The 26645-nt window shown below is 41.2% G+C and carries 29 protein-coding genes and 1 pseudogene; 12 read left to right on the forward strand and 18 right to left on the reverse strand.

Going from position 1 to position 26645, the window contains the following annotated elements; translation table 11 throughout:
- Nucleotide 1: 1 nt before the first annotated feature.
- Nucleotides 2–850 carry an ABC transporter six-transmembrane domain-containing protein gene (locus B9N65_RS01885; protein WP_087582577.1) on the reverse strand — a complete coding sequence of 283 codons (849 nt, stop codon included), beginning with the start codon at nt 848–850 and terminating at the stop codon, nt 2–4.
- A gap of 150 nt (nt 851–1000) precedes the next feature.
- On the opposite strand from B9N65_RS01885, the gene B9N65_RS01890 reads away from it, so the two are divergent.
- From B9N65_RS01890 to B9N65_RS01900, 3 genes are all read left to right on the forward strand, one after another.
- Nucleotides 1001–1375 (forward strand): cupin domain-containing protein, encoded by a 375-nt coding sequence (locus B9N65_RS01890; protein ID WP_087582578.1) that lies wholly within the window; start codon nt 1001–1003, stop codon nt 1373–1375.
- Nucleotides 1376–1611: 236 nt separating this feature from the next.
- Nucleotides 1612–2010, forward strand: a complete 399-nt coding sequence (locus B9N65_RS01895) for an NAD(P)-dependent oxidoreductase (protein ID WP_087582579.1) — start codon at nt 1612–1614, stop codon at nt 2008–2010.
- A gap of 100 nt (nt 2011–2110) precedes the next feature.
- The gene (locus B9N65_RS01900) at nt 2111–2536 is read left to right on the forward strand and encodes an Rrf2 family transcriptional regulator (RefSeq protein ID WP_087582580.1); all 426 of its coding nucleotides are present in this window, start codon (nt 2111–2113) and stop codon (nt 2534–2536) included.
- Nucleotides 2537–2570: 34 nt separating this feature from the next.
- On the opposite strand, the gene B9N65_RS01905 is transcribed toward B9N65_RS01900, so the two are convergent.
- The 15 genes and pseudogenes from B9N65_RS01905 to B9N65_RS10970 form a co-directional block, all read right to left on the reverse strand.
- On the reverse strand, nt 2571–3596 hold the full coding sequence (locus B9N65_RS01905; RefSeq protein WP_002939724.1) for an aspartate-semialdehyde dehydrogenase: 1026 nt from the start codon (nt 3594–3596) through the stop codon (nt 2571–2573).
- Between the two features lie 70 nt (nt 3597–3666).
- Nucleotides 3667–4821, reverse strand: coding sequence for a sigma-54-dependent transcriptional regulator (locus tag B9N65_RS01910; RefSeq protein WP_087582581.1), 1155 nt, complete (start codon nt 4819–4821; stop codon nt 3667–3669).
- A 12-nt stretch (nt 4822–4833) separates the two neighbouring features.
- Nucleotides 4834–5226, reverse strand: coding sequence for a hypothetical protein (locus tag B9N65_RS01915; RefSeq protein ID WP_087582582.1), 393 nt, complete (start codon nt 5224–5226; stop codon nt 4834–4836).
- Complete coding sequence (locus B9N65_RS01920) at nt 5202–5702, reverse strand: LPP20 family lipoprotein (RefSeq protein WP_087582583.1); 501 nt, start codon at nt 5700–5702, stop codon at nt 5202–5204. The genes B9N65_RS01915 and B9N65_RS01920 overlap by 25 nt, the downstream gene beginning before the upstream one ends.
- Nucleotides 5703–5746: 44 nt before the next feature.
- Entirely contained in the window at nt 5747–8368 is a 2622-nt protein-coding gene (gyrA, locus tag B9N65_RS01925; protein WP_087582584.1) for a DNA gyrase subunit A, read from the reverse strand.
- 88 nt (nt 8369–8456) lie between these two features.
- Nucleotides 8457–9281 (reverse strand): CheR family methyltransferase, encoded by an 825-nt coding sequence (locus B9N65_RS01930; RefSeq protein ID WP_087582585.1) that lies wholly within the window; start codon nt 9279–9281, stop codon nt 8457–8459.
- A complete protein-coding gene (locus tag B9N65_RS01935) occupies nt 9271–9837 on the reverse strand; it encodes a CheB methylesterase domain-containing protein (RefSeq protein ID WP_021090049.1) in 567 nt (188 codons plus the stop codon). Before B9N65_RS01935 ends, B9N65_RS01930 begins: the two co-directional genes overlap by 11 nt.
- 34 nt (nt 9838–9871) lie before the next feature.
- Complete coding sequence (locus tag B9N65_RS01940; RefSeq protein WP_087582586.1) at nt 9872–11572, reverse strand: methyl-accepting chemotaxis protein; 1701 nt, start codon at nt 11570–11572, stop codon at nt 9872–9874.
- A 66-nt stretch (nt 11573–11638) separates the two neighbouring features.
- A complete protein-coding gene (locus tag B9N65_RS01945) occupies nt 11639–11905 on the reverse strand; it encodes a FlhB-like flagellar biosynthesis protein (RefSeq protein ID WP_223227339.1) in 267 nt (88 codons plus the stop codon).
- Nucleotides 11902–13548, reverse strand: coding sequence for a flagellar hook-length control protein FliK (gene fliK / locus B9N65_RS01950; RefSeq protein ID WP_087582587.1), 1647 nt, complete (start codon nt 13546–13548; stop codon nt 11902–11904). Before fliK ends, B9N65_RS01945 begins: the two co-directional genes overlap by 4 nt.
- Before the next feature lie 3 nt (nt 13549–13551).
- Entirely contained in the window at nt 13552–14796 is a 1245-nt protein-coding gene (locus B9N65_RS01955; protein WP_087582588.1) for an MFS transporter, read from the reverse strand.
- Nucleotides 14786–15304, reverse strand: coding sequence for a hypothetical protein (locus B9N65_RS01960; protein WP_257640007.1), 519 nt, complete (start codon nt 15302–15304; stop codon nt 14786–14788). Before B9N65_RS01960 ends, B9N65_RS01955 begins: the two co-directional genes overlap by 11 nt.
- Nucleotides 15288–15569: an AtpZ/AtpI family protein gene (locus B9N65_RS01965; protein ID WP_087582590.1), complete on the reverse strand. Its 282-nt coding sequence runs from the start codon at nt 15567–15569 to the stop codon at nt 15288–15290. The genes B9N65_RS01960 and B9N65_RS01965 overlap by 17 nt, the downstream gene beginning before the upstream one ends.
- Nucleotides 15569–16852, reverse strand: a complete 1284-nt coding sequence (gene hemL / locus B9N65_RS01970) for a glutamate-1-semialdehyde 2,1-aminomutase (RefSeq protein WP_087582591.1) — start codon at nt 16850–16852, stop codon at nt 15569–15571. The genes B9N65_RS01965 and hemL overlap by 1 nt, the downstream gene beginning before the upstream one ends.
- 269 nt (nt 16853–17121) lie before the next feature.
- Nucleotides 17122–17457 (reverse strand): annotated as a pseudogene (locus B9N65_RS10970) (c-type cytochrome); the annotation flags it as partial.
- An 83-nt stretch (nt 17458–17540) separates the two neighbouring features.
- Here B9N65_RS10970 and folD point away from each other — a divergent pair.
- The 3 genes from folD to B9N65_RS01990 are packed head-to-tail and all read left to right on the forward strand — an operon-like array spanning nt 17541 to nt 19952.
- Nucleotides 17541–18392, forward strand: coding sequence for a bifunctional methylenetetrahydrofolate dehydrogenase/methenyltetrahydrofolate cyclohydrolase FolD (gene folD / locus B9N65_RS01980; RefSeq protein WP_087582593.1), 852 nt, complete (start codon nt 17541–17543; stop codon nt 18390–18392).
- Between the two features lie 11 nt (nt 18393–18403).
- Nucleotides 18404–19309 carry a signal peptidase I gene (gene lepB, locus B9N65_RS01985; protein WP_087582594.1) on the forward strand — a complete coding sequence of 302 codons (906 nt, stop codon included), beginning with the start codon at nt 18404–18406 and terminating at the stop codon, nt 19307–19309.
- Nucleotides 19296–19952: a site-2 protease family protein gene (locus B9N65_RS01990; protein ID WP_087582595.1), complete on the forward strand. Its 657-nt coding sequence runs from the start codon at nt 19296–19298 to the stop codon at nt 19950–19952. The genes lepB and B9N65_RS01990 overlap by 14 nt, the downstream gene beginning before the upstream one ends.
- Nucleotides 19953–19970: 18 nt before the next feature.
- Here the strand turns inward: B9N65_RS01990 and B9N65_RS01995 are convergent, their stop codons facing one another.
- Nucleotides 19971–21356, reverse strand: coding sequence for a DUF4139 domain-containing protein (locus tag B9N65_RS01995; RefSeq protein ID WP_087582596.1), 1386 nt, complete (start codon nt 21354–21356; stop codon nt 19971–19973).
- Nucleotides 21357–21465: 109 nt separating this feature from the next.
- Between B9N65_RS01995 and rpiB the strand changes: the two genes are divergently transcribed.
- The 6 genes from rpiB to ychF are packed head-to-tail and all read left to right on the forward strand — an operon-like array spanning nt 21466 to nt 25949.
- On the forward strand, nt 21466–21909 hold the full coding sequence (gene rpiB, locus B9N65_RS02000; protein WP_087582597.1) for a ribose 5-phosphate isomerase B: 444 nt from the start codon (nt 21466–21468) through the stop codon (nt 21907–21909).
- Nucleotides 21906–22238 carry a hypothetical protein gene (locus B9N65_RS02005; RefSeq protein ID WP_002939538.1) on the forward strand — a complete coding sequence of 111 codons (333 nt, stop codon included), beginning with the start codon at nt 21906–21908 and terminating at the stop codon, nt 22236–22238. Before rpiB ends, B9N65_RS02005 begins: the two co-directional genes overlap by 4 nt.
- Before the next feature lie 20 nt (nt 22239–22258).
- Complete coding sequence (gene apt / locus B9N65_RS02010; protein WP_087581040.1) at nt 22259–22807, forward strand: adenine phosphoribosyltransferase; 549 nt, start codon at nt 22259–22261, stop codon at nt 22805–22807.
- Between the two features lies 1 nt (nt 22808).
- On the forward strand, nt 22809–23414 hold the full coding sequence (locus B9N65_RS02015) for a DedA family protein (protein WP_021086394.1): 606 nt from the start codon (nt 22809–22811) through the stop codon (nt 23412–23414).
- Nucleotides 23395–24846 carry a leucyl aminopeptidase gene (locus B9N65_RS02020; protein ID WP_087582598.1) on the forward strand — a complete coding sequence of 484 codons (1452 nt, stop codon included), beginning with the start codon at nt 23395–23397 and terminating at the stop codon, nt 24844–24846. The genes B9N65_RS02015 and B9N65_RS02020 overlap by 20 nt, the downstream gene beginning before the upstream one ends.
- On the forward strand, nt 24846–25949 hold the full coding sequence (gene ychF, locus B9N65_RS02025; RefSeq protein WP_087582599.1) for a redox-regulated ATPase YchF: 1104 nt from the start codon (nt 24846–24848) through the stop codon (nt 25947–25949). The genes B9N65_RS02020 and ychF overlap by 1 nt, the downstream gene beginning before the upstream one ends.
- 381 nt (nt 25950–26330) lie before the next feature.
- On the opposite strand, the gene B9N65_RS02030 is transcribed toward ychF, so the two are convergent.
- A complete protein-coding gene (locus tag B9N65_RS02030) occupies nt 26331–26543 on the reverse strand; it encodes a hypothetical protein (RefSeq protein ID WP_087582600.1) in 213 nt (70 codons plus the stop codon).
- Between the last annotated feature and the right edge of the window lie 102 nt (nt 26544–26645).

Consider the following 26645-nt stretch of genomic DNA (forward strand, 5'->3'; position numbering starts at 1 on the left):
TTTAGGCGTCGATCCTCTTACCGATATCTTTTAAATTTGAAAATTCCTCGATGAGCTTTGGCGAGTCGTCAAGACTGATGACGAAATTCCATATATAGGTCATCACGGAGTAGATGTGGCCGGCGTTTGTCTGCTGCGAGCTTAGCACTATTATCGCCACCAAAAAGAGTAGCGAAGCGCTAATGCCGATGATAAAATAGCTCATCGCCTCCCTGTTTGAGATCGCTATACGAAATTTAGAAACGACATCGTAGTGCCTATTTAGCGTGCTTTTGTTAAAAACACCTATCACTTTTGCCTCTTTTTCTAGGCGGTCATTTAAGCGAAGATAAAGGTCGTCATTTTTCTTGATATATCTTGGTAAAAATATAAGAAAAAAGGTCATCACTACAAAGCACGCCACAGCGACCTTTGGCTCGACAAAGATGAGCATAAACGCTGAGCCGATGATTGAAATAACCGATGTAAAAAACATAGGAAAATGCGTCTCAAAGAAATTTACAAACTCTCGCGAGAGCGCTACTCTGGCGATGATGGCGGAGTCGTCTTTGGCATTTTGTTTTTCATTCATGATGACATTTACAGCAAGCTTTGCGTAGATATTTGCAAAAACTTGCGTATCCACGCGGCGCCTAATGGCTCCTACAAGCCACGCTATGAGCACAAAAAGTGCGTAAATAAGGGCATTTAACGTATTGCCTTGCATGATTGCGTTTATCGCAAAGCCCGCAAATATCGGGTATGCTAGAAAAAGTCCGTTCTCTGCTAGCACCAAGGCAAAGGTCAAAATGAGCTTTTTATTGTGCTCGGTCGCTATGCCTTTTAGCGTTTTAAAGGCGTTATTTTGCAAATTTACTCCTAAAAATTTTGCGAATTTTAGCTCAAATTTATAAATTTTGAAAAATTTTTGTTGTAACTATTAACATTACAACAAAAAATCACTATACTTCGCTCATTGGTTGTAAATAAAAATATTACAACAAAAAATAAGGAGAATAAAATGAAAAATTATCAGGTTGCAAATATCGCAAACGAGCCAAGGGTCGAGCTAAAAGAGGCTTTAAATTTAACTGGCTGTGAAGTATCTATAAACGAGCTTGCGGCAAATGTGAGCGTGCCATTTGTCCATGTACACAAGCAAAATGAGGAGCTTTACATCATCACTGATGGCGATGGCGAGCTCTTTATCGACGGCGAAGTGATAAAAGTAAGCAAAGGCGACGCGGTGCGCATAGATCCGGATGGCAAAAGGTGCTTTAAAGCTGGCAAAAACGGCATCAAAATGATCTGCATCCAGACAAAACGCGGTAGCCTAGAGCAATATACTATGAGTGACGGCGTGATAGTTGATGACGTAAAGCCAAGCTGGCTGTAAATTTAAAAAGCAAAATTTAAATAGCAATCTTAGGCACAAACGGCAAAAGCGGCGTAAATTTATCTAAAAATGGCTTCAAAACTCGGCGATCGTTAGAGACAAAGAGTAAAACGACGGCGTAAAAGTCATCTATAAAAGATATTTTTAAGCCTACAAAAGCTGATCTAACAGGCTTTAATACGGTTATCGGCGCATTTGCTGCATGGAGCGAAGAAACTTTCCCGCTTCACAAAAAAGTGGCCGCTCACCTAGTAAATTTACTAAAAGGCACTAGCACAAGGCTCATCGTAGTTGGCGGCGCTGGTACGTTATTTGTTGATAGCAAAGGCACTATGCTAATGGATACCCCAGACTTCCCAGCGGCATATATGGGCGTGGTAAAGGCTACGGCGGAGTCATATTTTGAGCTAAAAGGTAGCACAAATGTGCTTTGGACGTATGTAAGTCCAGCAGGCGACTACGACGCAAACGGCGCTCGCACTGGCAAATACGTTCTTGGCGGAGATGATCTCATACTAAACTCAAAAAATGAGAGCTACATAAGCTACGCAGACCTTGCGCTTGCGATCATTGACGAGCTAAAAAATAAGAAATTTATCCAAAAGCGCTTCACTGCGGTCTGCGAGAGAGCGTGAGTTTATAAATTTGACAGCTGGCGAAGGCTCGTAAGTCAAATTTAGCTGGCTGTCTTTGGCGGAAAATTTAAGTATAATCACGAAAAATTTAAGGACGATCATGCAAGTTGGCATTAAATTTTCAACTGCGATACACGCGCTTTTGTGTGCTAAATTTTTTGAAAATGAGAAGGTTACAAGCGAATTTATAGCTGGTAGCATAAACACAAACCCAGTTATCGTTAGACGCCTGCTTGGTACTCTAAAGGCTGCAGGGCTCGTAAATGTCGCAGCTGGAGTTGGTGGAGTGAGCCTTGCAAAAGAGCCAAAAAATATAAATTTACTTGAGATTTTTAACGCAGTAAACGACAAAGAAAAACTTTTTAAAATTCACTCTGACTCGCCCAAAGCCTGCCCGCTTGGTGGCAGGATAGAAGAGCTTTTGTCTGGGCACTTTTTAAGAGCGCAAACTGCCCTAGAAAATGAGCTAAAAAGTGTTACTTTGCAAGACTTGCTAGACGAGCTTGCAAAGATAAATTTAGGCTAGAGTTTGATCCTTTCTAGCCTAAATAAATTTAAAACTACTCCTGCATCGTGATCCATTTTTGTGCGATCCTGACGGCATTTGTCGCAGCTCCTACACGGATCTGATCGGCACTGCACCAAAGGTGAAGCACATTTGATCTAAAGTTATCAACCCTGATCCTACCAACATAAGTCTCGTTTGTATCGCTTGAGATAGTAGGCATCGGATACTCTTTTTTAGCTGGATTATCGACTACAACGACGCTTGGAGCTTTACTTAAAACCTCTCTTGCTGCATCTGCGCTCACGTCCTTATCAAAGTGGATAGTGATCGCCTCAGAGTGGCTTCTAAGCACTGGCACACGCACGCAAGTAGCGCTCACTTCGATATCTTTGTGAAGAATTTTTTGCGTTTCATTGACCATTTTCATCTCTTCTTTTGTATAGTCATTGTCCAAAAAGACGTCGATATGCGGGATCACGTTTAGCGCTAGGCGGTGCGCAAAGACCTTTGGCTCGCACTCATCAAGCTTAAATTCAAAAAACTTTTGCATCTGCACGACAAGCTCTTCCATGCCCTCTTTGCCAGCGCCGCTTGCTGCTTGATAGGTAGAAACATCGACCCTGTTGATGCCAAAAGCGTCGTTTAGTGGCTTTAAAATTTGCACCATTTGGATGGTTGAGCAGTTTGGATTTGCGATGATGCCGCGGTTTTTCCACATGGCAATGTCACTTGGGTTACACTCAGGCACAACTAGCGGGATATCTTTATCCATCCTAAAATGGCTGGTATTATCGATGACTACTGCGCCGCTATCAGCTGCAAATTTGGCAAATTTCTCTGAAACTGAGCCGCCTGCGCTAAAAAATGCGATATCGATCTCGTGCTCGCTAAAAACTTTCTCGGTTAGCTCTTTTACTTTGTAGTGTTTGCCCTTAAATTCGATCTCCATGCCAACACTCTTTGCGCTTGCAAGTGGCAAAAGCTCACCAACTGGGAAATCAACCTCCTCCATAACTCTAAAAAGCTCTTCGCCGACCGCTCCAGTAGCACCAACAACCGCTACGTTAAATTTTCTCATCTGCTCTCCTTGGTTTCTTTTAATTTTCTTAATTTGCATAATTTTACTAGCCAAAAACTTAAATTTATTATTATTTCTTACTTCTCGCTTGCAAAAATAGATCTTTTGGCAAAATTTCATCGCCCTCGCTTAGTATCGCCGCACGCTGCACAACTGAGATAAGCTCTCTTATGTTGCCTGGATAGTCATAGCTCAAAAGCTCCTCTTTGGCTGCTTTTGAGAAATTTTTAGCCTCAAAGCCATACTCTTTGCAGCATTTGTCCAAAGCATCCTGCGCGATAGGTAAAATTTCATCCTTTCGCTCGCGAAGTGGCGGGATGAAAAGCGGGATCGTATTTAGGCGGTAGAAAAGGTCCTCTCTAAACCTACCCTCCCTCATCGCAAGCTCTAAATTTGCATTTGTAGCGCAGATGATGCGAACGTCTATCTTTTCGCTTTTTGTAGCGCCAAGCCTTGTTATCTCGCGCTCCTGCAAGGCACGAAGCAATTTTGGCTGTAAATTTATAGGCATCTCGCCGATCTCATCTAAAAATAGCGTTCCGCCATTTGCCAGCTCAAAATGCCCTTTTTTGGTAGTTGCAGCGTCAGTAAAAGCGCCCTTTTCAAAGCCAAAAAGCTCACTTTCTATCAAATTTTCAGGGATCGCAGCCATATTTAGAGCGACAAATGCCGCATCTTTTCTTGGTGAGTTTGCATGGATAAATTTAGCAAAGACCTCCTTGCCAACGCCGCTTTCGCCACTAAGCATTATTGAAGCGTCAGTTCTTGCAGCTTTTACCGCGATATTTAGCGTAGCTTCAAGCGCTTTTGAGCTGGCTAAAAAGCCGTTATTTTCGCTTTTAGTTTCAACTTTTTTTATGCTTTTTGGAGTTTTTTGTTTTAGCGCCTCTACCCTTTTTATCGCCTCATATAGCGTCGAGACGTCAAATGGCTTGGTTAAAAAGTCCTTCACGCCGAGCCTAACGCTCTCGATCGCCTTATTAAGTGTGGCGTTTCCAGTCATTATGATGACGTCAAATTTGCCGTTTAACTCTTTAATGAACTCAAGTCCGTCCATCTTTGGCATGTTTATGTCGGTGATGATTAGATCAGTGTCGTCGCTTAGCTTTTTTAGAGCTTCAACTGCGCTCTTGTAACTCTTGATGTTTAGCTCTTCACACTCGCCAAGTGCGATCTCAAGCGACTTTCGCATATTGATGTCATCTTCTACTATGACGATATTCATTTGATCTCTTTTTTATTGAAGTGTGCCGATGATAGCGGATTTTGGCTTAAATTCCACCATAAATCTAACTGGCAAAATTTTCAAATTTGAAGCATTTGTGACCTGTGAGTTTTTGACATTTAGCTCATTTTTTATCATTACTTTTTTTAAAGCAAAGCAGTCAAAAATTTCATCTTTGTGTAAATTTAAAAAGACAAGAGTTGTGATATTTTCATCTTTAAAAGCATCTATCTGGCAAAGAAATTTTGGTTGTGGATTTGGCGAAAGGGTCATCGCCTTAGAAAATGAAATTTCTTCAAAGGCAACTATTTGATTTTTCGTATCGACCTTCGCCCAGAAGATAAACTCCTCCAGGCAAAAGGCGAAATTTAAAAGTATCGTTAGTAAGAAAAGACTTCGCGCCACTTATCTTCGTCTATCTTAAGCTCCATATTTACCTTATAAAGCCCGTCTTTGAAATTTTCATTCACGATCCTTGCGTTTTTAACAAGACCTTGAACCTTTGAAGTGATAGATGAGTCGTTTAGCATCGCGTCTCTTACGGTGTCTTCAGCGTTGATCTTTACGCCATAAAGCTTACCTGCAAGCTGCGAATAAGCATCAGCCATCGCTGCTCTTTTTGCAAGAGTGACTGACTGAGCATATGAGAGCGAATTTAGCGGAGCTATGCCCTCGCCTGTGGCTCTAAAAGTGGTCTCTCTTGGAGCGCTATCATATATCATCTTCTCTTTTTTCATCACCTCTCTAAGATCGTCCTTATCGACCTTTTGGATGACTACGTTGCGGTTTGATGTGCTAGTTGGCTCGCCCATAAAGCCGTTAAATGAGCAGCCGCCAAAAATAGCAACCATCAAAGCAAAAGATAAAATTTTAACCTTCATAAACAACCTTTTTTATGCTTTTATTTAAAATTTAATAGCAAATTTTATTCCAAAAGCCCCATATCTTCGCCTGGTGCTTCATCCTCGTCCTCGCCGTCTTCAGCCTTAGGGCATCTTGCGATACTTACGACATCATCGCCATCGACATTTACGACGATCACGCCGCTTGTGTTACGTCCTGCTTTGCGGATACTTTGCATATCAACTCTTATCATCTTGCCACTTGATGTTAGAGCCATAAGATCTTGCTCTTCATCAACCATCACAACGCCCACAAGATCGCCTGTTCTGCTTGTTAGCTTCATGCAGATGACGCCTTTGCCACCGCGATTTGTCAAGCGGTACTCATCAGCGGTTGTGCGCTTGCCGATACCTTTTTGAGATATGCTTAAAATTTCTTGATCATTGCTTTCGATGACTGCTGCACCTACGACCTCATCTCCTGGCTCTTTAAATTTAATGCCAGTTACGCCGCGTGCAGTTCTTCCCATTTGGCGAACTTTGCTGATCTTAAATTTAAGACACATACCCTTTTTAGTAACGACAAATAGCATTGTCTCATCGCCTGAGTTTGCGTCTTCTTCGGCATTTGCGCTATCTTCATCGATCTCATTTTGAAGCTCTTCAACTTCAAGCACCTCTGTCTCTACGCTTAGCTCATTTTCTGGGTCAGTCACTGGCATATCATCGTATGTTTGAGCGATGAGCGCAGTTACAAGCTCGTCGTTCTCATCAAGGCTTATTGCTCTTACACCAACTGAGCGGATATTTTTAAACTCGCTTAAATTTGTGCGTTTTACGATGCCGTTTTTAGTGAAGAATGCTAGAGATTTACTCTCGTCAAAGTCAGTCGTTGGGATGATCGCTTTGATCTTCTCATCAGGCTGCAACTGGATCAAATTTACAACTGCTTTGCCCTTTGCTGTGCGGCTTCCCTCTGGGATCTTATAGACTTTTAGCCAGTAGAGCTGTCCGCGGTCAGTCACAAACATAAGCGTATCGTGGGTATTTGAAGTAAAGAAGCTCTCTATAAAATCATCGTCGTATGTTGTGACCGCTACTTTGCCCTTGCCACCACGTTTTTGCTTCTCGTACTGCTTGCTTGGCACACGCTTGATGTAGCCGCGGTGAGTTATGGTTACTACCATATTTTCATTTGGTATAAGATCTTCGATATCGATATCATCGTAGTCATCAACGATCTCAGTCACTCTTGGTACTTTAAATTTATTTTTGATCTCAAGAAGCTCTTCTTTGATCAAATTTTCAAGCAATGTCTCGCTCTTTAAAATTTCATCAAGTCTTGCGATCTCAGCCATAAGCTCGGCTAGCTCGGCCTCTAGTTTTTCTCTCTCTAGGCCTGTAAGCTTGCTTAGACGCATATCAAGGATAGCGTTTGCTTGAAGCTCTGAGAGGTTAAATTTACTCATCAAGCCTTCTCTAGCAACGGCTGTATCAGCACTATTTCTAATAAGCTCGATCACCTCGTCGATGTTATCAAGTGCGATCTTTAGACCCTCTAAGATGTGGGCTCTTGCGCGCGCTTTTTCAAGCTCAAATATCGTTCTTCTAATGATAACGGTTTTTCTGTGGTTTAAAAATAGCTTAAGTAGTTCAATAAGATTAAATACCTTTGGCTCTTTGTTATTAATAGCAAGCATAATAACGCCAAAAGTGCTCTCCATCGTGGTTGATTTAAATAGGTTATTTAGCACGATGTCGCTCATAGCGTCGCGTTTTAGCTCGATGACTACGCGAATGCCGTCCTTGTCAGACTCATCTCTAACCTCGCTGATGCCCTCTATCTGCTTATCTTTTACAAGCTCGGCGATCTGCTCGATAAGCCTAGCTTTGTTTGTCTGATAAGGTAGCTCGTCAATTACGATGACATCTTTGTTTGGCTTTTTTTCTATGTGAGTTTTGGCTCTTAGTTTGACCCTGCCACGACCTGTGCGGTAGGCCTCTATGATGCCCTTTTTACCAAAGATGATACCACCTGTTGGGAAGTCTGGACCTTTTATAAATTCCATCACCTCTTCAAGTGTCGCCTCTTTGTTTTCAAGAAGAAGCAAAAGACCGTCTATTAGCTCATCAAGGCTGTGTGGCGGGATATTTGTCGCCATACCAACAGCGATACCGCTTGAGCCATTTAATAATAAATTTGGCACACGGCTAGGCAAAACATCTGGCTCAACCTCTCTATCATCGTAGTTTGGTACAAAATCAACCGTGTCTTTGTCGATATCTTTTAAAAGCTCTTCAGTAAGCATGGTCATTCTAGCTTCGGTATAACGCATCGCAGCTGCGCTGTCGCCATCAATCGAGCCAAAGTTTCCTTGTCCATCAACGACTGGATAGCGCATAGAAAATTTCTGAGCCATACGAACAAGTGCGTCATAAACCGCTGTGTCGCCGTGTGGGTGGTACTTACCGATGACTTCACCGACGATACGAGCTGACTTCATATAGGCACTTCTACTGCCAACGCCGAGGTTATCCATAGCGTATAAAATTCTTCTATGAACTGGCTTTAGTCCGTCTCTAGCGTCAGGCAAAGCACGTCCGACGATGACGCTCATAGAGTAGTCAAGATAGCTATTTTTTATAGAATCTTCGATATCAACTGAAGCGATATCTTGAGTTAATTCAAGTAGATTGTCTTTCATTTTTATCCTTAAATTTAGCTTGTGGGATTTTAGCTAAAAATTGATAAAAACTTTCTAAGGGCAAAGCGGCTTGGGTTAAATTTAACCCTTAAGCACGCTCGTAATATGTAGCTCCGTTTGAAAAACGCTTTGTGTAAAGCGGGGTGTATGGCACAAGATCAGCGTGTCCTGCGTAGAGCCTGCCCTCTGGTTTAAGTAGTTTGTGCAGCCTCTCAACGCATTTTAGCCTAAATGTATCGTCAAAATATATCATCATATTTCTTGAAAGGACGATGTCAAATTTACCAAGATTAAACATCGCATCGTCAAAGACATTTAAAATTTTAAACTCACACCTTGGCAAAATTTCTTTTTTGATGAAAAATTTGTCATCTTTTTTTGTAAAAAATCTCTCTTTTTGAAACTCGCTTAGTCTGTGCAAGCTCCTATCGCCGTAGCATCCGACGCTACAAGCTTGTATGGCTTCTGAGTTTATGTCGATGCCAGTTAGCTGGATATCATTTTGTTTAAGGCCAAATTCATAAGCAAGCATCGCAAGCGAATAGACCTCATCGCCAGTTGAGCAAGGCGCACATAAAATTCTAGCCTCTCCAAGCTCTTTTGCGTAGTAGATCACGTCTTTTAGCTGGGCTAGCTCTCTATAAAAATATGTTTCATTTACGGTGACTAAATTTAAAAGATCTTGCCTAAGCAGCGTGTCAAATCTTATCATCGAAACTAGATCTTTAAAGCTTTTTATCTGGCGATTTTTGGCAAATATACTAACTCTTTGCAGAGTGATGTCTCTCTTTGGTTCCAGATCAACCCCGCAAAGCGTCTTTATAGTGCTCATAAATTCGTTAAATCCATCCATGTCGCTTGGTGCTTTTGCCTCTAAAACTTCGCTTTGTTTATCCACTTTGTTAAAAAGCATTTAAAAACTCCTCAAGCTCTTTTCTTATCATCATTAAATTTAACGATTTTAAATTTTGATTTAGCTCCTTAGCACGCTTTGGCATGCCATAAACTATGGCGCTCTCTTCGTTTTCAGCTATGCATTTTGCGCCTGCTTTATAGAGCTTATCAAGCCCAGCTGCGCCATCATCACCGATGCCAGTTAGCAAGATCGCTAGTAAATTTACATTTTTGGCGATCTGCGTGCCTGAGTTAAAAAGCACATCAACATTTGGCGTATATATCGTTTTTATCTCAGGTTGTGGCTTTGCGCTAACTGGCAAAGTCGCTGAAATTTCAAAATTTTGATCACAGATATAGACGATATTTTCTTTTAAATTTGTCTTTTCGCTTAAAATTTCAACATTTATGTTGCACTCCCTGCCCATTTGCGTGACAAATGAGTTTATAAACATCTTGTTCATATGCTGAGCGATGACGACCATTGCACCATTTAAATTTATATCTTTTAATAGTTTTTTTATATGACCTGGGCCTCCTGTAGAAGCCCCTATTAAGACCAGTTTTTGAGCCACTAATTGCCTTTAAATTTAAAATTTACCACATAAATCAAGTTCTAAATTCGCCAAGTTTTGCATTTAGCGTATCTGTCATCTTGTTTAGATGTTCAGCTGCAGAAGCTATCTCTTCTACGCTTCTTGTGCTTTGAGATGAAATTTGACTTATGCCCTCCATGCTTTTTACTATATCGTCAATATCCTTGCCAGTCTTTATATAGTCTTCGATAGTTTTATCAGATAGTCCTATGGCTGATCTCATGATATCACTCATATCTCTTATGGTGTTTTGTGCGTTGTTTGCCACGCCTGTTAGCTCGCTTATTTGTTTAGAGTTTATACTCATTTGCTCGCTGCTTTCATTTATCGCTTGAACGATGACGTTGATAGTTGCGTTTATCTCTGTTAGGCTCTTTTGAGTGCGCTCAGCTAGCTTTCTAACCTCATCAGCAACGACTGCAAAGCCACGTCCGTGTTCTCCTGCTCTTGCTGCCTCAATGGCAGCGTTAAGAGCTAGTAAATTTGTCTGATCAGCGATGTCGTTGATAACCACAAGGACTGATTTAACCTGCTCAGCGTCACGGCTAAGCTGCTCGATCTTGCCAGCCATTTGGTTCTCAATATCAGATGTCTGAGCGATCTCTGAAGATAAATTTGAGATGGTATTTAAGGTCTCATCAACGTAGGTTAGCGCCTTTTGAAGATCATCTTTGCCACCTTTTGCAACTTCGATTGAATCTTTCATATATGATTGTATCTCAGCGCAATCCTTCCCAGCGCTCTGAACTATCTTGCTTGAGTTTTCTACCCCACGGCCAGTTTGAACGGAGGTTGAGCTAAGCTCATTTGCGATGGAGCTGTTTTCATTTGAGATATCTTTTGCCTCGGCGATTAAAACCCTTACTTTTTCTATAAATTTATTTATAGCCTCGCTGGCTTTTGCTATCTCATCTTTGCCAACGACTTCTAGTTTTCTTGTTAGATCGCCATCGCCACTTGAGAGGTTTGTAGCTCGCAAGATTAGCTCATTTAGCGGTTTTGTGATAGAAAATTTAGAGTAGAGCATGGCAACTATTAGTGAGATGATTAAAACTACGACGGCTATGACGATGAAATTTGTAGTGTTTGCATTGGCATCATTTTGCATGGTAGCTGAAATTTTATCTATCTCTTTATACATACCCTCAAGATCAACAACAGACATCAAAAGCACATCCTCATGAAATAAATTTAGCTTTTGTCCACGTGCTATCTTTCTTATAGTATTGCCATCCTTTGACTTCGCAACAAAATTTACAAAGTCTCCATTACTATTTTGCTTAGCCTTTTCGATAAGCTCTTTTACATATTTATAGCCATTTGCGTCAGTTGCATCAAGCCTATTTTGTCCATTAAATTCAGGCAAGCCAGGGTTTGCAATAACAACTCCATCTATTGTTGAGAGACTAAAGTAGCCAAGCTTGCCATCGCCAAATCTAGCTTTTGAGAGGTAGTCGATGATATCTTCTTTTTGATCTTCAATGGTCTCGTTTGCGTCGTCATAGACCTCTTGAATTTTTAGCAAAATGCTTGAGACGATATCCATCTCTTCACTTAAAGCTGCCCTTTTGTCGGCTAAGACCGTTTCAGTCAGCTGTTTGGTAGAAAATTCTATCGCTTTGTTTTGCTCGTAAATGTTTAGAAAGACTAAGATGGCTCCAAGCACCAGTAGGGACGAGACGATCATCATCGTCACTTTTGATGAAATTTTCATAATACCTCCTTTTTAATGTTTAAATTTCCTTAATTTTGAGATTATAGCACTATTAAAGTGCAATATTTACTTTTTATTTGTGATCTTATATAAAAAGCTAAATATCTCAGCTACCGCCTTATATAAATTTGGCGGTATCTCTTGATCGACCTCGACCTTGCTTAAAATTTCAATGAGATCAGGATCCTCTTTGATCGGTATGTCATGCTCTTTTGCAAGGCTTATTATCTTATTTGCTATCTCTCCAGCACCGCTTGCAAGCACCTTTGGAGCGTTATCTTGCGATCTGTTGTAGCCAAGAGCGACGGCTTTTTTCTTATTTACTTGCATCAAATTTTCTTATCAAAGCCCACATCAAGGCCGCCAAAATTTTTAAATCTATCGTTTAACTTCACCTTTGGCAAGGTTTTGATGTTAAAATTTGAAACGATTAGTCCAAGCTTTGAGATAGCCTGCTTTAGCTCGCTTGAATTTCCTAAAATGAGCTCTTTAAACTCATTTGTCTGCGTTGCCACCGATAGATCGATATAGCGTTTATCCACAAGCCCCACCATCACATTTATCTGTCCAAATTTCTTAAAATTTAGATCGATCTGGGCGTAAAATTTATCCTTTTTGCCCTGTTTAAATGCGACATTTCCGCCCTCCACGCCGTCCCAGATATAAGGCATATAAGTTTGTATGCCTCCTTGCAAGCTTGAGACCATCTGATGCATTTCTATTTGAGAGATCATCTTGTTTGCAGCATTTACGCTCTGGGCGTTTTGGCTCTTTTCGCTTATGTTTAAAAGCGTGCTTTTTACATCTTGATTTAGCACCTTTGAAATTTCACTCTGGCTCTTTGTAGTGATGTTGTTTATATCATTAGTGGCTAGTTTTAGCTGCTTTAAAAGCGCCTTACTCTCAGCTAGATCGCTTTTCGCCGCACTTGCTTCTGGATCTGCTAGACTTAGACTATGAGCGAGACGTCTGGCTGCACTTTGGAGCTTATCTTGTAAGCTACCCTCTTTTGAGACGTCGCTAACCTCATTAAACGCCTTTACAAGTCCAGCCTCATCGCCTATGTTATTTAGCATTTTTAGATCGTTTTTTAGGCTTTCAAGTATAGCTTTTAGCTCTTTGTGATTTGAGCTAAAAGCCACACTTTGATTTAGCTTTTCACTCGCTAAATTTCCTACCTTCTCGCTTAAATTTGAGATGAAATTCTCCATCTTACTGGTCTGATTTTTAACAGCGTCTGCGCTTTGCTCTTTTGAGAAGTTTTTATCTAGAAATTTAGCCACATTATCAAGCTTATCCACATCTTTTAAAAGTGTTTTTACACTTGAGTTATCAAGGATGTTTTTAGCATCACTGCTCGCTTTTTCAAGCATCGAAGTAAGCTTCATAAATGAGTTTTGATTATCCAAGCTCTCATCATTTAGGGTTAAAATTTGACTAAGTAAATTTTGATTTGATAGGTTTTTTATATCGCTTAGTAGCTTTTGTATCGAGCTTGGCAGCTTCTCTGGGGTAAGTGCATCTTTTAAATTTGCTTCAAGCATGACACCTGAGTTTTTGATCTGATCATTTAGCGAGCCAGCTTTAAGGTCAGCTATTGGCTTTAGAAATTCTTTTAGTTTTAGAGCAAGGCTCTTTATCTCAGGGCTTTCATTTTGCACAGCTTCTGCCTCTAGGCTTTTGGCAAGGTCAGAGAGCTCGCTAGCTAAATTTGGAGCGATCTTGGTATCTTTTGCCTGAGATAAAATTTGCTCAGCTTTGCTAAGGCTTGAAGCGCTTTTTAGATCATCAAGCACCCTTGCAACTAGCTTGCCAACGTTATCAAGGGCGTTTGAGACGCTCTGTTCGCTTGGCGTCCCAGCTGGCTGATTTTTAAAAAGCGAACCCTCGTTTTTACGGACAGGCGCGTTTTGGGTGGCGTTTTGCCCAGTTTGAACCGAGGTGTTTGAGATATTTAGAGAATTTGCTACGTCCATTTTCTACTTTTTATTTTCTCTATCGGCAAAATTGCCATTTTGCTGAATAGTCGCGATGCCAGCCGTCCTTGCAACGAGCCTGTCGTTATACTCTTTTCTCATGTGCTGTGGTATGGTCTTTTGCGTTAGCGCAAACAAAATAAGCCCAACATAAAGCACCAAATAGACATATATAAAGCCAAATGCACCAAAAATTTTCATCGCATAGCTCATAAGAAGCGGCGAGAAAAGCGAGGCAAAAGAGTAGCTAAAAAGTAGCGCGCGTGCCACTTGGACGCTCTTTGTCTTGTCTGTGATCTCGTCATTTGCCCTAGCAAGCGAAAGTCCGTATGTGCAGAAAATTCCGCCGCCAAAGAAAAATGAAAGTATGTATTGAACGATCAAATTTGAGCCATTTAGCAAAAAGAGTGCTGCACTTACTAATGCCACGGCGCTACAAAGCAAGAGTGCTGGGCGTCTGCCGTATCTATCTGAAAAGCCTCCGATAAACGTTTGAGCCAAAAAGCCCCCAGCCATCGCTATGGTCATAAAAAATGACGCCTCTTTTGCGCTATATCCTTGAAGCAAGACAAAGAGGCTTGCCATAGAAAAAAAGCCATTTATCGCAAGTCCTGCAACTAGCGCTCCCACAAGGGCAAGTGGGACGATGCCAAAAATTTTAGGGATGTTTATGGGTTGGCGCTGCGGGATTTGAGGCTGGTTTATGCGGATTAAATTTAAAGGTATGCTTGAGAGCATGATAAAAGCTGCGCTGATGATGAAAATTTCAAATGCGCTAAGATCAAGCGCTAAGATCAAAATTCCAAGTCCAAAACTCGTGTAGAAAACGCACTCGTAAAAGGCGATAACGCGCGATCTTATCTTGTTTGGGATCTTAGCGTTTAGCCAGCTTTCTATAACCATCAAAAGTGCGTAGTAGCAATATCCCAAAAAGGCTCGCAAAATCGCCCAAAAGATCAAATTTTCACTTATGGCGTGAAGCATGGCTGAGACTGCAAAGATAGCTGAAAAGATAGCAAAAGCTCTGATGTGGCCGGTGGTTGAGATGACCCTGTGCGCTGTGATCGTGCTAATTAACGCTCCTATGAAAAATCCAGTGTTAATTAGTCCAATCGCAAGCTCGCCTACGCCATTTTGCTTAAGAAGTGCGCTACAAGATGCGATGACTAGGCCATTGCCTATAAAAAGTAGGCTCATGCCTAAAAATAGCGGCCCCATCGAGCGAATGATCCTAAAGCTACTTGCCATCTGCGTCCTTTCTCAAATTATTTTGCATTATCCCAAAGATAAAAGCTCCAATGGGCATCGGAGCAAGCCCCACTAAAAAGCCAGGCACGTTTAGTAAATTTTCATTTTTTAAAAATATAAATCCAAAAAAGAGTATCGCATACGCGACCAAGCGATAAGGTATAAAGGCCGCTGCAAAGCTTCTATCTTTAAATGAAAATTTCTGCTTTTTTAGCCTTGCTTTTTCATCTTTTAGGCTAAATTCTTTTGCCTCATTTTGGGGCAAAATTTCATCATCTTCTTCATCCTCTTCTTCTATCTTGGCTAAAATTTCCTCTCTTGCATTTTCTAGCCTCGAGTTTATGCGGTTTTTATAGGCAAAAAAGCTAGCCGTTAGGATGATAAGCGAGGCAAAAAATGAAATTTGCGAGCTTATAAAAAATTGATTTGATATAAATTTACTAACCACGCTAAGGGCTAGCCAAAGCGCAAAGTAGCAAATAAAAAGCCTACTAATCGTCCTCGTCATCATCGTCTTTTTTATAGCCTTTATATCTAGCCTCATCCTTTAGCTCATCTAGGCTTTTAACCTGCGCTTTGTAGGCTTTATAAACGTTTAAAATGGCAGCTGCGATGCCAAAGGCAAGCCCTATCCAAAGTGCTGGCGTGAAATTTGTAGCCTTTTTTACAAGATATCCTAGCCCAGTGCCGATAACCACAGCCACGACCATCGATATACCAAGGCTTAGCTGCTCAGCACCAGCTACGATATCTTTTATCTTAAATTTTGCCATTAAGCTTTTATCTCCAAAAATGCCTCTTTAGCTGCATTTACCGCTAGATCGATATCCGCTTCACTCATCGCATCGCAGATAAATCCCGTCTCAAACTGGCTAGGTGCAAGATAAATTCCGCGTTTAAGCATCGCTTGGTGAAATTTAGCAAAGAGTTTTGTATCGCTCTTTAGCGCATCGTCGTAGTTTTTCACAACGTGATCTGTAAAAAAGTAGCCAAACATCGAGCCACGAACCTCAGTTTGAATGGTGATGCCAGCGCTTTTTGCTGCCTCTTTGAAGCCATCCATTAGTTTTTTAGCTAGTTTTTCAAGTCTGGCGTATAAATTTACGTCGTTATTTATCTTAGAAATAGCCGCTATACCAGCGCTCATCGCCACTGGGTTACCACTTAGCGTACCTGCTTGATATACAGCGCCCTCTGGACTTAAGCAGTCCATGATCTTAGCCTTACCGCCAAATGCAGCGACGTTCATGCCTCCGCCTATAACTTTGCCAAATGTGACAAGATCAGCATCCACCTCGTGAAATGGATATGAGCCAAGGCGAGAAGCTCTAAAACCGCTCATAACCTCATCAAGTATAAGCACTGCACCAAATTTATCGCAAAGCGCTCTAAGCTCTTCTAGAAATTTCTTATCAGCTGGCACAAGCCCCATATTTCCAGCGATAGGCTCGATTATGACGACACCTATTTTGTCTTTGTTGTTCTCAAAAATGGCTTTTACGCTCTGGGTGTCGTTGTAGATAGCTAAAAATGTATTTTTCACAACATCTTGTGGCACGCCGCCGCTTGAAGCGTTGCCGTATGTCGTAGCGCCACTTCCTGCTTTGATAAGAAGTGCGTCGCTGTGTCCGTGGTAGCAGCCTTCAAATTTAATAAGGCCGTCTTTTTTAGCATATCCTCTAGCCACTCTGATAGCGCTCATGGTAGCCTCTGTGCCAGAGCTAACGAAGCGAATTTTATCTATTTGTTTAAACTCATCACATATTAGCTTTGCTAGAGCTGTCTCTTTTGGCGACGGCGCGCCGTAAGATACGCCTTGTTTTACAGCAGAGATGATCGCCTCTTCGATATCTTTGTCGCAGTGACCAAAGATGAGCGGACCCCAGCTTTGGATGAAGTCAAGGTACTTTTTACCCTCGACGTCGTATAGATAAGCACCCCTAGCATGATCTATCATCACAGGCTCGCCACCAACGCTGCCAAATGCACGAACAGGCGAATTTACGCCGCCTGGGATATATTTTTTAGCTTCGCTAAATGCCTCTTTATTTGTCATTTTTTATCCTTTTGATTTTGTGTTTTTAAATTTGTCTTTTGATTATCTTTTTGATTTGTAGCTGGTTTTGCTGGTGACTTTGGTGCCTGCGTGTTAGCTGGCTTTGCTGGCTCAGCTGGTTTTGCAGGAGCGCTCTTGGCTGGCTCTGCAGTTTGTGCGCTTGGGGCTGCTTTGGCAGGTTCAGGCTGTTTTTGCGCAGCGACAGGTGCTGCTGGCTTAGCTAAATTTTTAGGTGCTACTTTTGCCGCTTTTGCAGGAGGTTTCATCTGATTTGTGATGTATTCATAAAGGATGGTCGTCTCCTCGTCTGTCAAAAAGTAGCTTGGCATGACGCCTTTTGGCTTTGTTAGAGCTGCTTTAAAGCTTTCAAAATCTATATCATTTATCTTTGGCGCTCTAAGCTCATCATCGACCGTTTTGTTTGCTTTTTTGTCAAAGTGTTTGTATTTAGAGATTAGGCTGCCCTCGCCCTTTGCGCCGTGACATTTATCACAGCCTATGCCACGCGGATTTAGGTAGAGCATCTTGGCGTACTCGGTCTTTGTGATAAAATCAGCTCCAAAAATCGCCACGCAAAAAAGCAAAATCAAAAAAACAGACCTCATAAACCTCTCTTTTAAAAATTTAATTTATTTTTAGGTATGATACCACCCTTGTGATTAAAAAAGCTTTTAAGTAAGGATCGAATATGAAAATTTTAGACGGAAAAGCCGTATCTTTAAAGGTCAAAGAAAGCGTAAAAGTAAGAGCTGATGAGCTAAAGAAATTTGGTGTCGAGCCAACCTTAGCCGTCGTCTTAGTCGGCGAAGATAAGGCATCTCAAACATACGTTAGAGCCAAAGAGAAAGCCTGCAACGAATACGGCATAAAAAGCGTGGCTCACCGTCTAAGCGAAAATACAACCCAAAACGAGCTACTTGCGCTTATAAACGTGCTAAATTTAGACGATAGTATCCATGGCATCTTGGTTCAGTTGCCACTGCCAAAGCACATCGATACAAATGTCGTGCTCGCAGCGATCGATCCACGAAAAGATGTAGATGGCTTTCATGCTGTAAATGTTGGCAAGCTTGTTAGCGGGCTTGATGGCTTCGTGCCTTGCACACCGCTTGGCGTGATGGAGATTTTAAAAGAGTATGGCATAGATGTAGCTGGGCTAAATGCAGTGGTGATCGGCAGAAGCAACATCGTTGGCAAACCTATGGCAAATTTACTCCTAAATGCCTCTGCAACGGTTACGGTGACGCATAGCAAGACTAAAAATTTAAAAGAAATTTGCAAAAATGCTGACCTTATAGTTGCAGCCATTGGCAAGCCGTTTTTCTTAAAGGCTGACATGGTAAAAGATGGCGCTGTAGTCGTTGATGTGGGCATAAACAGACTTGATGATGGCAGGCTTGTGGGTGATGTGGATTTTGACGAGGTCGCACCAAAATGCTCATACATCACGCCTGTTCCTGGCGGCGTTGGTCCGATGACAATAGCCATGCTTTTAAACAACACAATCCTTGCTGCACAAGCAAAGATAGCTAAAAATTAAAGAGTGAGATAATGAAGAGAGCTTTTACTAAATTTTATGACTTTTGCTCGAGCTGGACAGGCACGGTTATCATCGTTTTGCTTGTCATTTTCTTTGTAGCTCAAGCCTTTGTGATCCCGTCTGGTTCGATGAAAAACACGCTTTTGGTTGGGGATTTTTTATTTGCTAAAAAGTATGTTTATGGCATACCAACACCAAGAATTCCTTGGCTTGAGGTAAAAATTTTACCTGAGCTAAATGACAATGGTCACCTTATAACTGGCGATGGTCCTGCAAGGGGCGATATAGTCGTTTTTCGCTATCCAAACGATGAGAAAACTCACTTTGTAAAGCGCTGCTTTGCAACTGGCGAAGATGAGATCGTCTTTACTGAAAAAGCCCTCTATCTACGCCCAAAAGAGGGAGATAGCTTTATAAAGGCAAACTGCCGTGAAAATTTAAACGGCAAAGAGAGTAAATTTGGCTACTCATGCAAGGACGTTGTCGAGCTTGATGGCAAGCTTTTCATAAAAGAGCCATATAGATTTAGCGGCATCCACTACGATGAAAATGTAAATTTATTTGAGCAGATGGTTTTCATGCTAAATACAAATAAATCAAACGTTTTTATGAAGCCAGCGCTCATTAGCTCACTACCGCAAAATCCAAATTTTAACTTTAACGCTTTTTACGCCAAAGTGCCAAAAGATGAGTACTTTATGATAGGCGACAACCGCGACCACTCAAACGATAGCCGTTTTTGGGGAAGCGTGGCTTACAAAGATATAGTTGGACAGCCTTGGTTTATATATTTTAGCTGGGATAATAACTACAATGTGCGCTGGGAGCGTATCGGACGCTTTGTAGATACGATAGAAAATGATGAGTTTTTCACAAAACAAGCTCTAAAAGAGGGAGAAGTTGATGGACTTCACTAATTTTGACCCCATAAAAGTCGCTACCATCGTCCTCTCTTTAGTAATCGCCATCGTCGGCCACGAGATCGCTCACGGATATGTCGCTTATAAATTTGGCGACAACACCGCAAAAAGTCTTGGCAGACTTAGCATAAATCCTATAAAACACATCGATCTTGTTGGCACTATCATCGTGCCACTGGTGCTTTATCTAAGCACTGGTATGATGTTTGGCTGGGCAAAACCAGTGCCTGTAAATACCTACACAGTAGTGCGAAATGGCGGCTACAAGGCAGCTATCTACGTAAGTCTAGCTGGCATTTGCTACAACGTCATCTTAGGCATCTTATCGCTATTTGTGCTAAAAGCTCTATTAAATATAGAAACCTTTGAAATTTTACTTCAGTTTTTATTTACGCTTGCGCTTTTAAATTTGATGTTAGCCATCTTTAATCTCTATCCGATCCCGCCACTTGATGGCTTTCACGCACTCGAGTACGCGCTTAGAAATTTTGGCTTTCACGCACTAGCTGAGAAGCTTGAGGGTATCTCAAGATATGGCTTTGTCATCCTTATCATCATCCTCGTCTCGCCTTTAAAAGATACTATCTTTTATCCGACAAGATACGTTTTAGATATCGCAAGTGCCTTTATAAATGGCTAAATTTAGAGCAAATTTGCTCTAAATTTTTGGCTTTGTGATCTTATAAGAGTACTCTTTTTTAAATTCCTCTTTTGGTGCGAGGCTAAATTTAAGCTCCACCTTGCCATCTTTGCTGATATCTTTTTTATCAAAGCCCTTTATCTCGACCTTTACTGCCTCGTCGGCAGATACTGGCACACGATCAACCAAGGTGACATCAACGCTCTTGCTTGAGTTATTTTTGACACTTATCTCATAGCCCTCTTCGCTTATTCGCTCTTTGCCAAGAAGCGAGCTTTTTTTAAATTTATTTAAGCGCTCTTTTTTAAGCTCGATTAGCTCGTTTTGTCCTAAAAATAGCTGAGAGGGCTCATCTTTAGCTTTCATCTCAAACTCGCTTGGACTGCCAACACTCACGCCATTAACGTAAAACTGCGTTTTAGCTGGAGTTAGATCATCATTTAGCTTAAAGCTAGCTACGTTATATGCCTTTAGCGAGCCGTAAAAATCAGCAAAAACGCTAAAATTTGCGTCCATTTTTTGCGTGTCGTAAGTTATATATTTGCTCTCGCCTTTTGCTAAATTTATCCCATCTATCTTCCAAATTTTGGCAAATTCATTCTCATCTCTTTGCACACGCATATCAGCGACCTCAGCGGCGACTTTCGCAGCTCTTAACATATTTTTTGAAGTGCCGTAACCATCAGCCTCCACCTCACTCTCCTCGTACCAAGGGTAAAACTTGCTTGGAGCAAGCGCCTTTTGATATCTGGTCGGATAGATGGCGAGTTTTAAATTTTTAACTTCACTTACAAATGGGTTGGTAAGCAAAATTTCTTGTTTTATCAAGATATTTTTGTTTTTTGTATCTGCATAAATTTCATTTAGCGTCTTTGGCGCCTCATCATCCATATATGAAAGCGTCGCCTCTTTTGGACTGCAAGCAAATTTCATATCAAGCTGCAAAAATCCAGCCATCTCGCTCTTTGGCTCATTTTCTTTAAGCGCTTCAAGCTCACTTTTAGCAGCTGAAATTTTCTCGATATTTTCTAGGCTAAATTTATAAAACTCATCAGCTCTTTTTGTCACATCGTTATTTTTGTTTTCTTCTACCAAAGCTTGTTCTATAAACCTACCTCTTGCATTTAGCGCCTCAAGCTTATTGTTTAAATTTGCAACTTCTTGCTTCCATTTTATGTAACTTGGGCTATTTTCTTCGCCGATCTTTTTTAGATAAGCATTCGCGTCACAATCCCCATTTATAGTGATGTTCTCACTCTGCACACCCTCTGGCACAAAGGCGCTAAAAGAGCTATTTGCGTCGCTAAATTTTTGAGTGATGATGGTTTGATCTGTGTAGATCTCTATTAGATTTTCATTTGCAAAGGCTAGCGTAGAAGCCACTAAAAAGAGCGCTTTTTTCACATTTTCTCCTTTAAATTTTTGGTAAATTATAGCTTCATTTTGGCTGAGAGTAAAATTTTATTTTAATGCAACTTTGACTATAATCAACAAAAAATTTAACGGACTTTTCATGAAGATAGACAAAGTTTTCTTAGCTAGCGATCACGCTGGTTTTGAGCTAAAAAACGAACTTAAAGAGGCTATTAAAGGGCTTGGATACGAAGTAGTTGATCTTGGCACAAACGATAAAAATAGCGTTGATTACCCTGATTATGCGCATTTGCTAGCTAGCAAGCTTGAGCCTAACTGCTACGGCGTGCTAGTTTGTGGCACTGGCATAGGCATATCAATAGCCGCAAACAGGCACGAAAACGTAAGATGTGCCCTTTGCCATGACGAATTTACCGCTAGACTTGCCAGAGAGCACAATGATGCAAACGTGATCGCTTTTGGCGCAAGGGTTATCGGCGTAGGCGTGGCTATCTCGGCGGTTGAAGCCTTTTTAAAGACTGAGTTTGCAGGCGGCAGACACGAAAGAAGAGTCAAAAAAATAGAGCTTGAGGCAGGCAAATGATAGGCGAGTGGATCGTTTTTACCGCTCTTGTTTGTGCTGCGATCTACCTAACCGTCATGGTTTTTTACTTCAAAACGCTTCTAAAAAAAGAGCGTGCGACAAAAGATTTTATGAAAAATAACCTCCAAGACACCGAGGTCGTCATAAGAAAATTTCAGATCCAACTCCAACGAAGTCTAGGCAACATCGACATCTTGACAGATGAGCTAAACAAAACTAAAAACGACGTAACCTCACTTCGCACAAGAAACTCCCAGTACCGCTTAGAAAACGACAAGCTAAGACAACGCATACGTGAGCTTGAAGGCAAGATCGAAGCGCTACTTTAACATCAAATTTAAGGAAATTTATGAAAATTTTAGATCAAAAAGGCAAAGAATTTTTACTAAACTCTATTCGCTGCATAAACGACTTTCCAAAGCCTGGCATAGTCTTTCGCGACATCACGACGCTACTAAACAACAAAGAGGCATTTAACTTTTTGATAGATCATTTAGTGGCTAGATATGAGGACGCAAAGATTGATTACATCGCTGGCATAGAGTCTCGTGGCTTCATCTTTGGCGCGGCGCTTGCAGCAAGACTAAGGCTGCCTTTTGTGCCTATTCGCAAGCCAAAAAAGCTGCCTTTTATCACGCTTTCTCAAAAATATAGCCTAGAATACGGCGTCGATGAAGTGCAAATTCACATCGATGCTTTTGGAGAAAAAGCGGGCGCAAGAGTGCTTTTGATGGACGATCTCATCGCGACTGGTGGCACTGCAAAGGCTTCAGTTGAGCTTATCAATCAAACTAACGCAACCTGCGTAGAGGCGTGCTTTCTCATAGATCTAGTCGATCTAAAAGGTAGCGAAAAGCTAAAGTCGCTTACTAAAATTTACAGCGTTTTAGAGGTTTAGAATGGAAGAGTTTTTTATAGAACTGCTTAAAGAGTACGGCTACATCATACTTTTTGTCTGGTGTATCATGGAGGGCGAGATGGCCTTAATAATGGCTGGAATTCTCGCTCACACCACGCATATGCACATCGCGCTTGCTATCTTTGTGGCTGGACTTGGAGGCTTTGTGGGAGATCAAATTTACTTCTACCTTGGCCGTTACAATAAAAAATACATCGCAAAAAGGCTTCACACGCAGCGGAGAAAATTTGCAGTGGCGCATATAATGCTGAAAAAATACGGCTGGCCGATCATCTTTTTGCAACGCTATATGTATGGCTTTCGTGTCATCATCCCGCTTTGCATAGGACTTACGGGCTATGATGCTAAAAAATACGCCTTTATAAATTTGATCAGCGCTTGGTGCTGGGCGGCGATCACCACCATACCTGCTTGGATACTTGGCGAGCATATACTTGTGCTTTTGCAAAAAGCAAAAGAGCACTGGTACGTCGCTATCCCAGTGGTTGCTATATTTATGGGGCTTTTGATCTATGCATTTAAGCGCATCGAAAATAAAATTTTAAACGAAAGGAGAGACAGAAGACATGCAGTTTCAAATAGTTGATAAAAAATTAAAAGACATAAAAGCTGATATTGAACTAATTTTCGTAGTAGATAAGGAGTTAAAACATAAATTTATAGGCGATAAAGAGGCTATTAAATTTAATAATTACAAAGGCGATAGCGTCCTCATCCTAAGTGAGGCAAAGAGGGCTTACGCGCCAATTTCTAAGCTTGATCTTGACGAGCTTAGAGTTGCAGCCGCTAAAGCTTATAACGCGCTAAAGTCACTAAACATTAAGAGTATAAAGCTAGCTTCTTACGTAGCGGAGTGCCAAAAACTAAGCTTTGAAGCGCTAGCTGAGGGCTTTTTGCTTGGGAGCTATGAATTTAACAAGTATAAAGAGAAAAAAGAGAAATACACCCTAAAAGAGATCATCTTTTCTACTGAAGAATTTGCTAGCAAAAAGATCGATCTAAAGGCAGCAAACGATGGCTTTAAAGAGGCGGAGATAATAGCAAGTGCTACAAATTTCACAAAAGATATCGTAAATGAAATCCCAGAAATTTACACACCGCAAAAGATGGCGCAGGACGCTTTAAATTTAGCCAAAAACATCGCAAGCATAAAGTGCGAGGTCTATGACGAGAAATTTCTAGCTAAAGAGAATATGAACGCATTTTTGGCGGTAAATCGCGCAAGCGTGCATAAACCAAGACTCATCCACCTAACCTATAAGCCTAAAAAATCTAAAAAACGCATCATCTTTGTTGGCAAAGGGCTGACATACGATAGCGGTGGCCTTAGCTTGAAGCCGGCTGATTATATGCTTACTATGAAGTCAGACAAAAGCGGTGCAGCAGCAGCACTTGGCATCATAAAAGGTGCAGCAGAGCTAAATTTACCATTTGAAATTCACGCCATTTTGGGTGCTACTGAAAATATGATCGGCGGCAACGCTTATAAGCCAGACGACGTGCTAATTTCAAGAAGCGGCGTTAGCATAGAGGTGAGAAACACCGACGCGGAGGGACGCTTGGTGCTGGCTGACTGCCTAAGCTACGCGCAGGACTTTAAGCCAGACATCCTAATCGACATGGCAACCCTAACTGGCGCTTGCGTCGTGGGACTTGGCGAATACACAACAGGCATCATGGGCAACAGCGAGAGCTTAAAAAGTGAGTTTAAAAACAAGATAAAAGATAGCGGCGAGCTAGCGACTACGCTTGATTTTAACCCTTATCTTAGCGAGCTTATCAAAAGCCAGATCGCAGACGTTAGCAACTGCGCCTCAAGCAGATATGGCGGCGCGATCACAGCTGGCATGTTTTTGGCTAAATTTATCAAAGATGAGTATAAAGATAAGTGGCTACACCTTGATATCGCAGGCCCAGCATACCGTGAAAAGGCTTGGGGATACAACCAAGCAGGTGCGAGTGGGGCTGGCGTGAGAATGAATTTATACTTTTTACAAGCACTTAGCAAGGAGAATTGATGGGACTTTCAGTTGGAATAGTAGGCCTACCAAATGTGGGCAAATCAACGACATTTAACGCACTTACAAAAGCGCAAAATGCCGAGAGTGCGAACTATCCGTTTTGCACTATCGAGCCAAACAAAGCCATCGTGCCAGTGCCTGACAAGCGCCTAAATGAGCTTGCAAAGATAGTTAGTCCTAATAAAATTCAATATTCAACCATCGAATTTGTCGATATCGCAGGTCTTGTGAAGGGTGCAAGCTCAGGAGAAGGACTTGGCAATAAATTTTTATCAAATATCAGAGAGACCGAGCTTATTTTGCACATAGTTCGCTGCTTTGAGGACGAAAATATCACCCACGTCGAGGGCAGCGTCGATCCAGTAAGAGACATCGAGATCATCCAAACCGAGCTGATACTAGCTGACATCGAGCAGCTAAATAAAAAGATAGAAAAGCTCACAAGGGAGGCGAAAGCAAACGCAAAAGGCGCAAAAGAGGCGCTTGAGATAGCAAATTTACTTCTGGCTCACTTAAACGATGGCAAAAGTGCAAGTAGCTTTGAGCAAAGAGATAGCGAGGCATTTTTGGCGCTAAACAAAGAGCTAAGGCTTCTAAGTGCAAAAGAGGTAGTTTATGGCGCAAATATCGATGAAGAGGGACTTAGCGAAGATAATAAATTTGTAAAAGAGCTAAAAGAGTATGCTAAGGCCTCAGACCACGAAGTGATCAAGCTTTGCGCCAAGGTCGAAGAGGAACTAATAGGCCTAAGCGATGAGGAGGCTCACGAGTTTTTGGCATCTCTTGGCACGAGTGAGAGCGGCCTTGAAAAGATCATCAAAACGTCTTTTGCTAAGCTAAATTTGATAAGCTATTTCACAGCTGGCGTCGTAGAAGTAAGGGCTTGGACGATCACAAATGGCTGGAAAGCGCCAAAAGCAGCAAGTGTCATCCACAACGACTTTGAGAGGGGCTTTATCAGAGCTGAAGTGATAAGCTACGAGGACTACATCGCACATGGCGGAGAAAATGGAGCCAAAGAGGCTGGTAAGATGAGGCTTGAGGGCAAGGACTACGTCGTGCAAGATGGCGACGTGATGCACTTTAGGTTTAATGTCTAAATTTAGCCCTTTTTGGGCTAAATAGCTAAATTTTATAGATAAAATATTTAAGCCTTGGGTTGCAAGGTAAAAATTAAATTTTTTATAACAAGTTAATAAAATATCTTTTAAAAAATACGATAAGTCATAATCTTATATCTTATTAATATATTTAAATAATGTAAAAGCTATCGACTTAGTAAAACAAATACCAGCTTACAGATGAGCCAATCAAATCTTAGTCCTAGAGAAATTTTGGTAGATAAAATAATACGTTCATCATCTTTTACAAGCCTTCATACCTATAATATTTTGAAGACTATAATTCATATTATAATGGATACAAAAAATTAATCATTAGATAAGGTATAAAAATTTACTCATATGCTTAGCGTATTTATTTTATAAGTCTGATCGCTTCAGCAAATTTAAGCTCTTTGTTTTCAAAAAGGTTGTATTTGGTCGCATCTTTTTAGCTAAGTATGACAACAGTTGAGCCAAGCTCGAAATTCCAAGACGCTCGCCCTTTTTGATGTGTAAATTTTCATAATCATAAATTTGCGTAAAATTTGCCACCACATTTGTTTGGATGCGACCATCAAAGCAAAATTTCATCTTGCTAGCGTTTAGTGCGCCTACGAAAATATGGTCGTTAGATAGGATAAATTTATCTTGACATTAGTTATTCTTTTTAAAGCCGAACAACAAAAATTTGCT

This window comes from Campylobacter concisus, from assembly GCF_002165815.1.
Lineage (GTDB): Bacteria > Campylobacterota > Campylobacteria > Campylobacterales > Campylobacteraceae > Campylobacter_A > Campylobacter_A concisus_BH.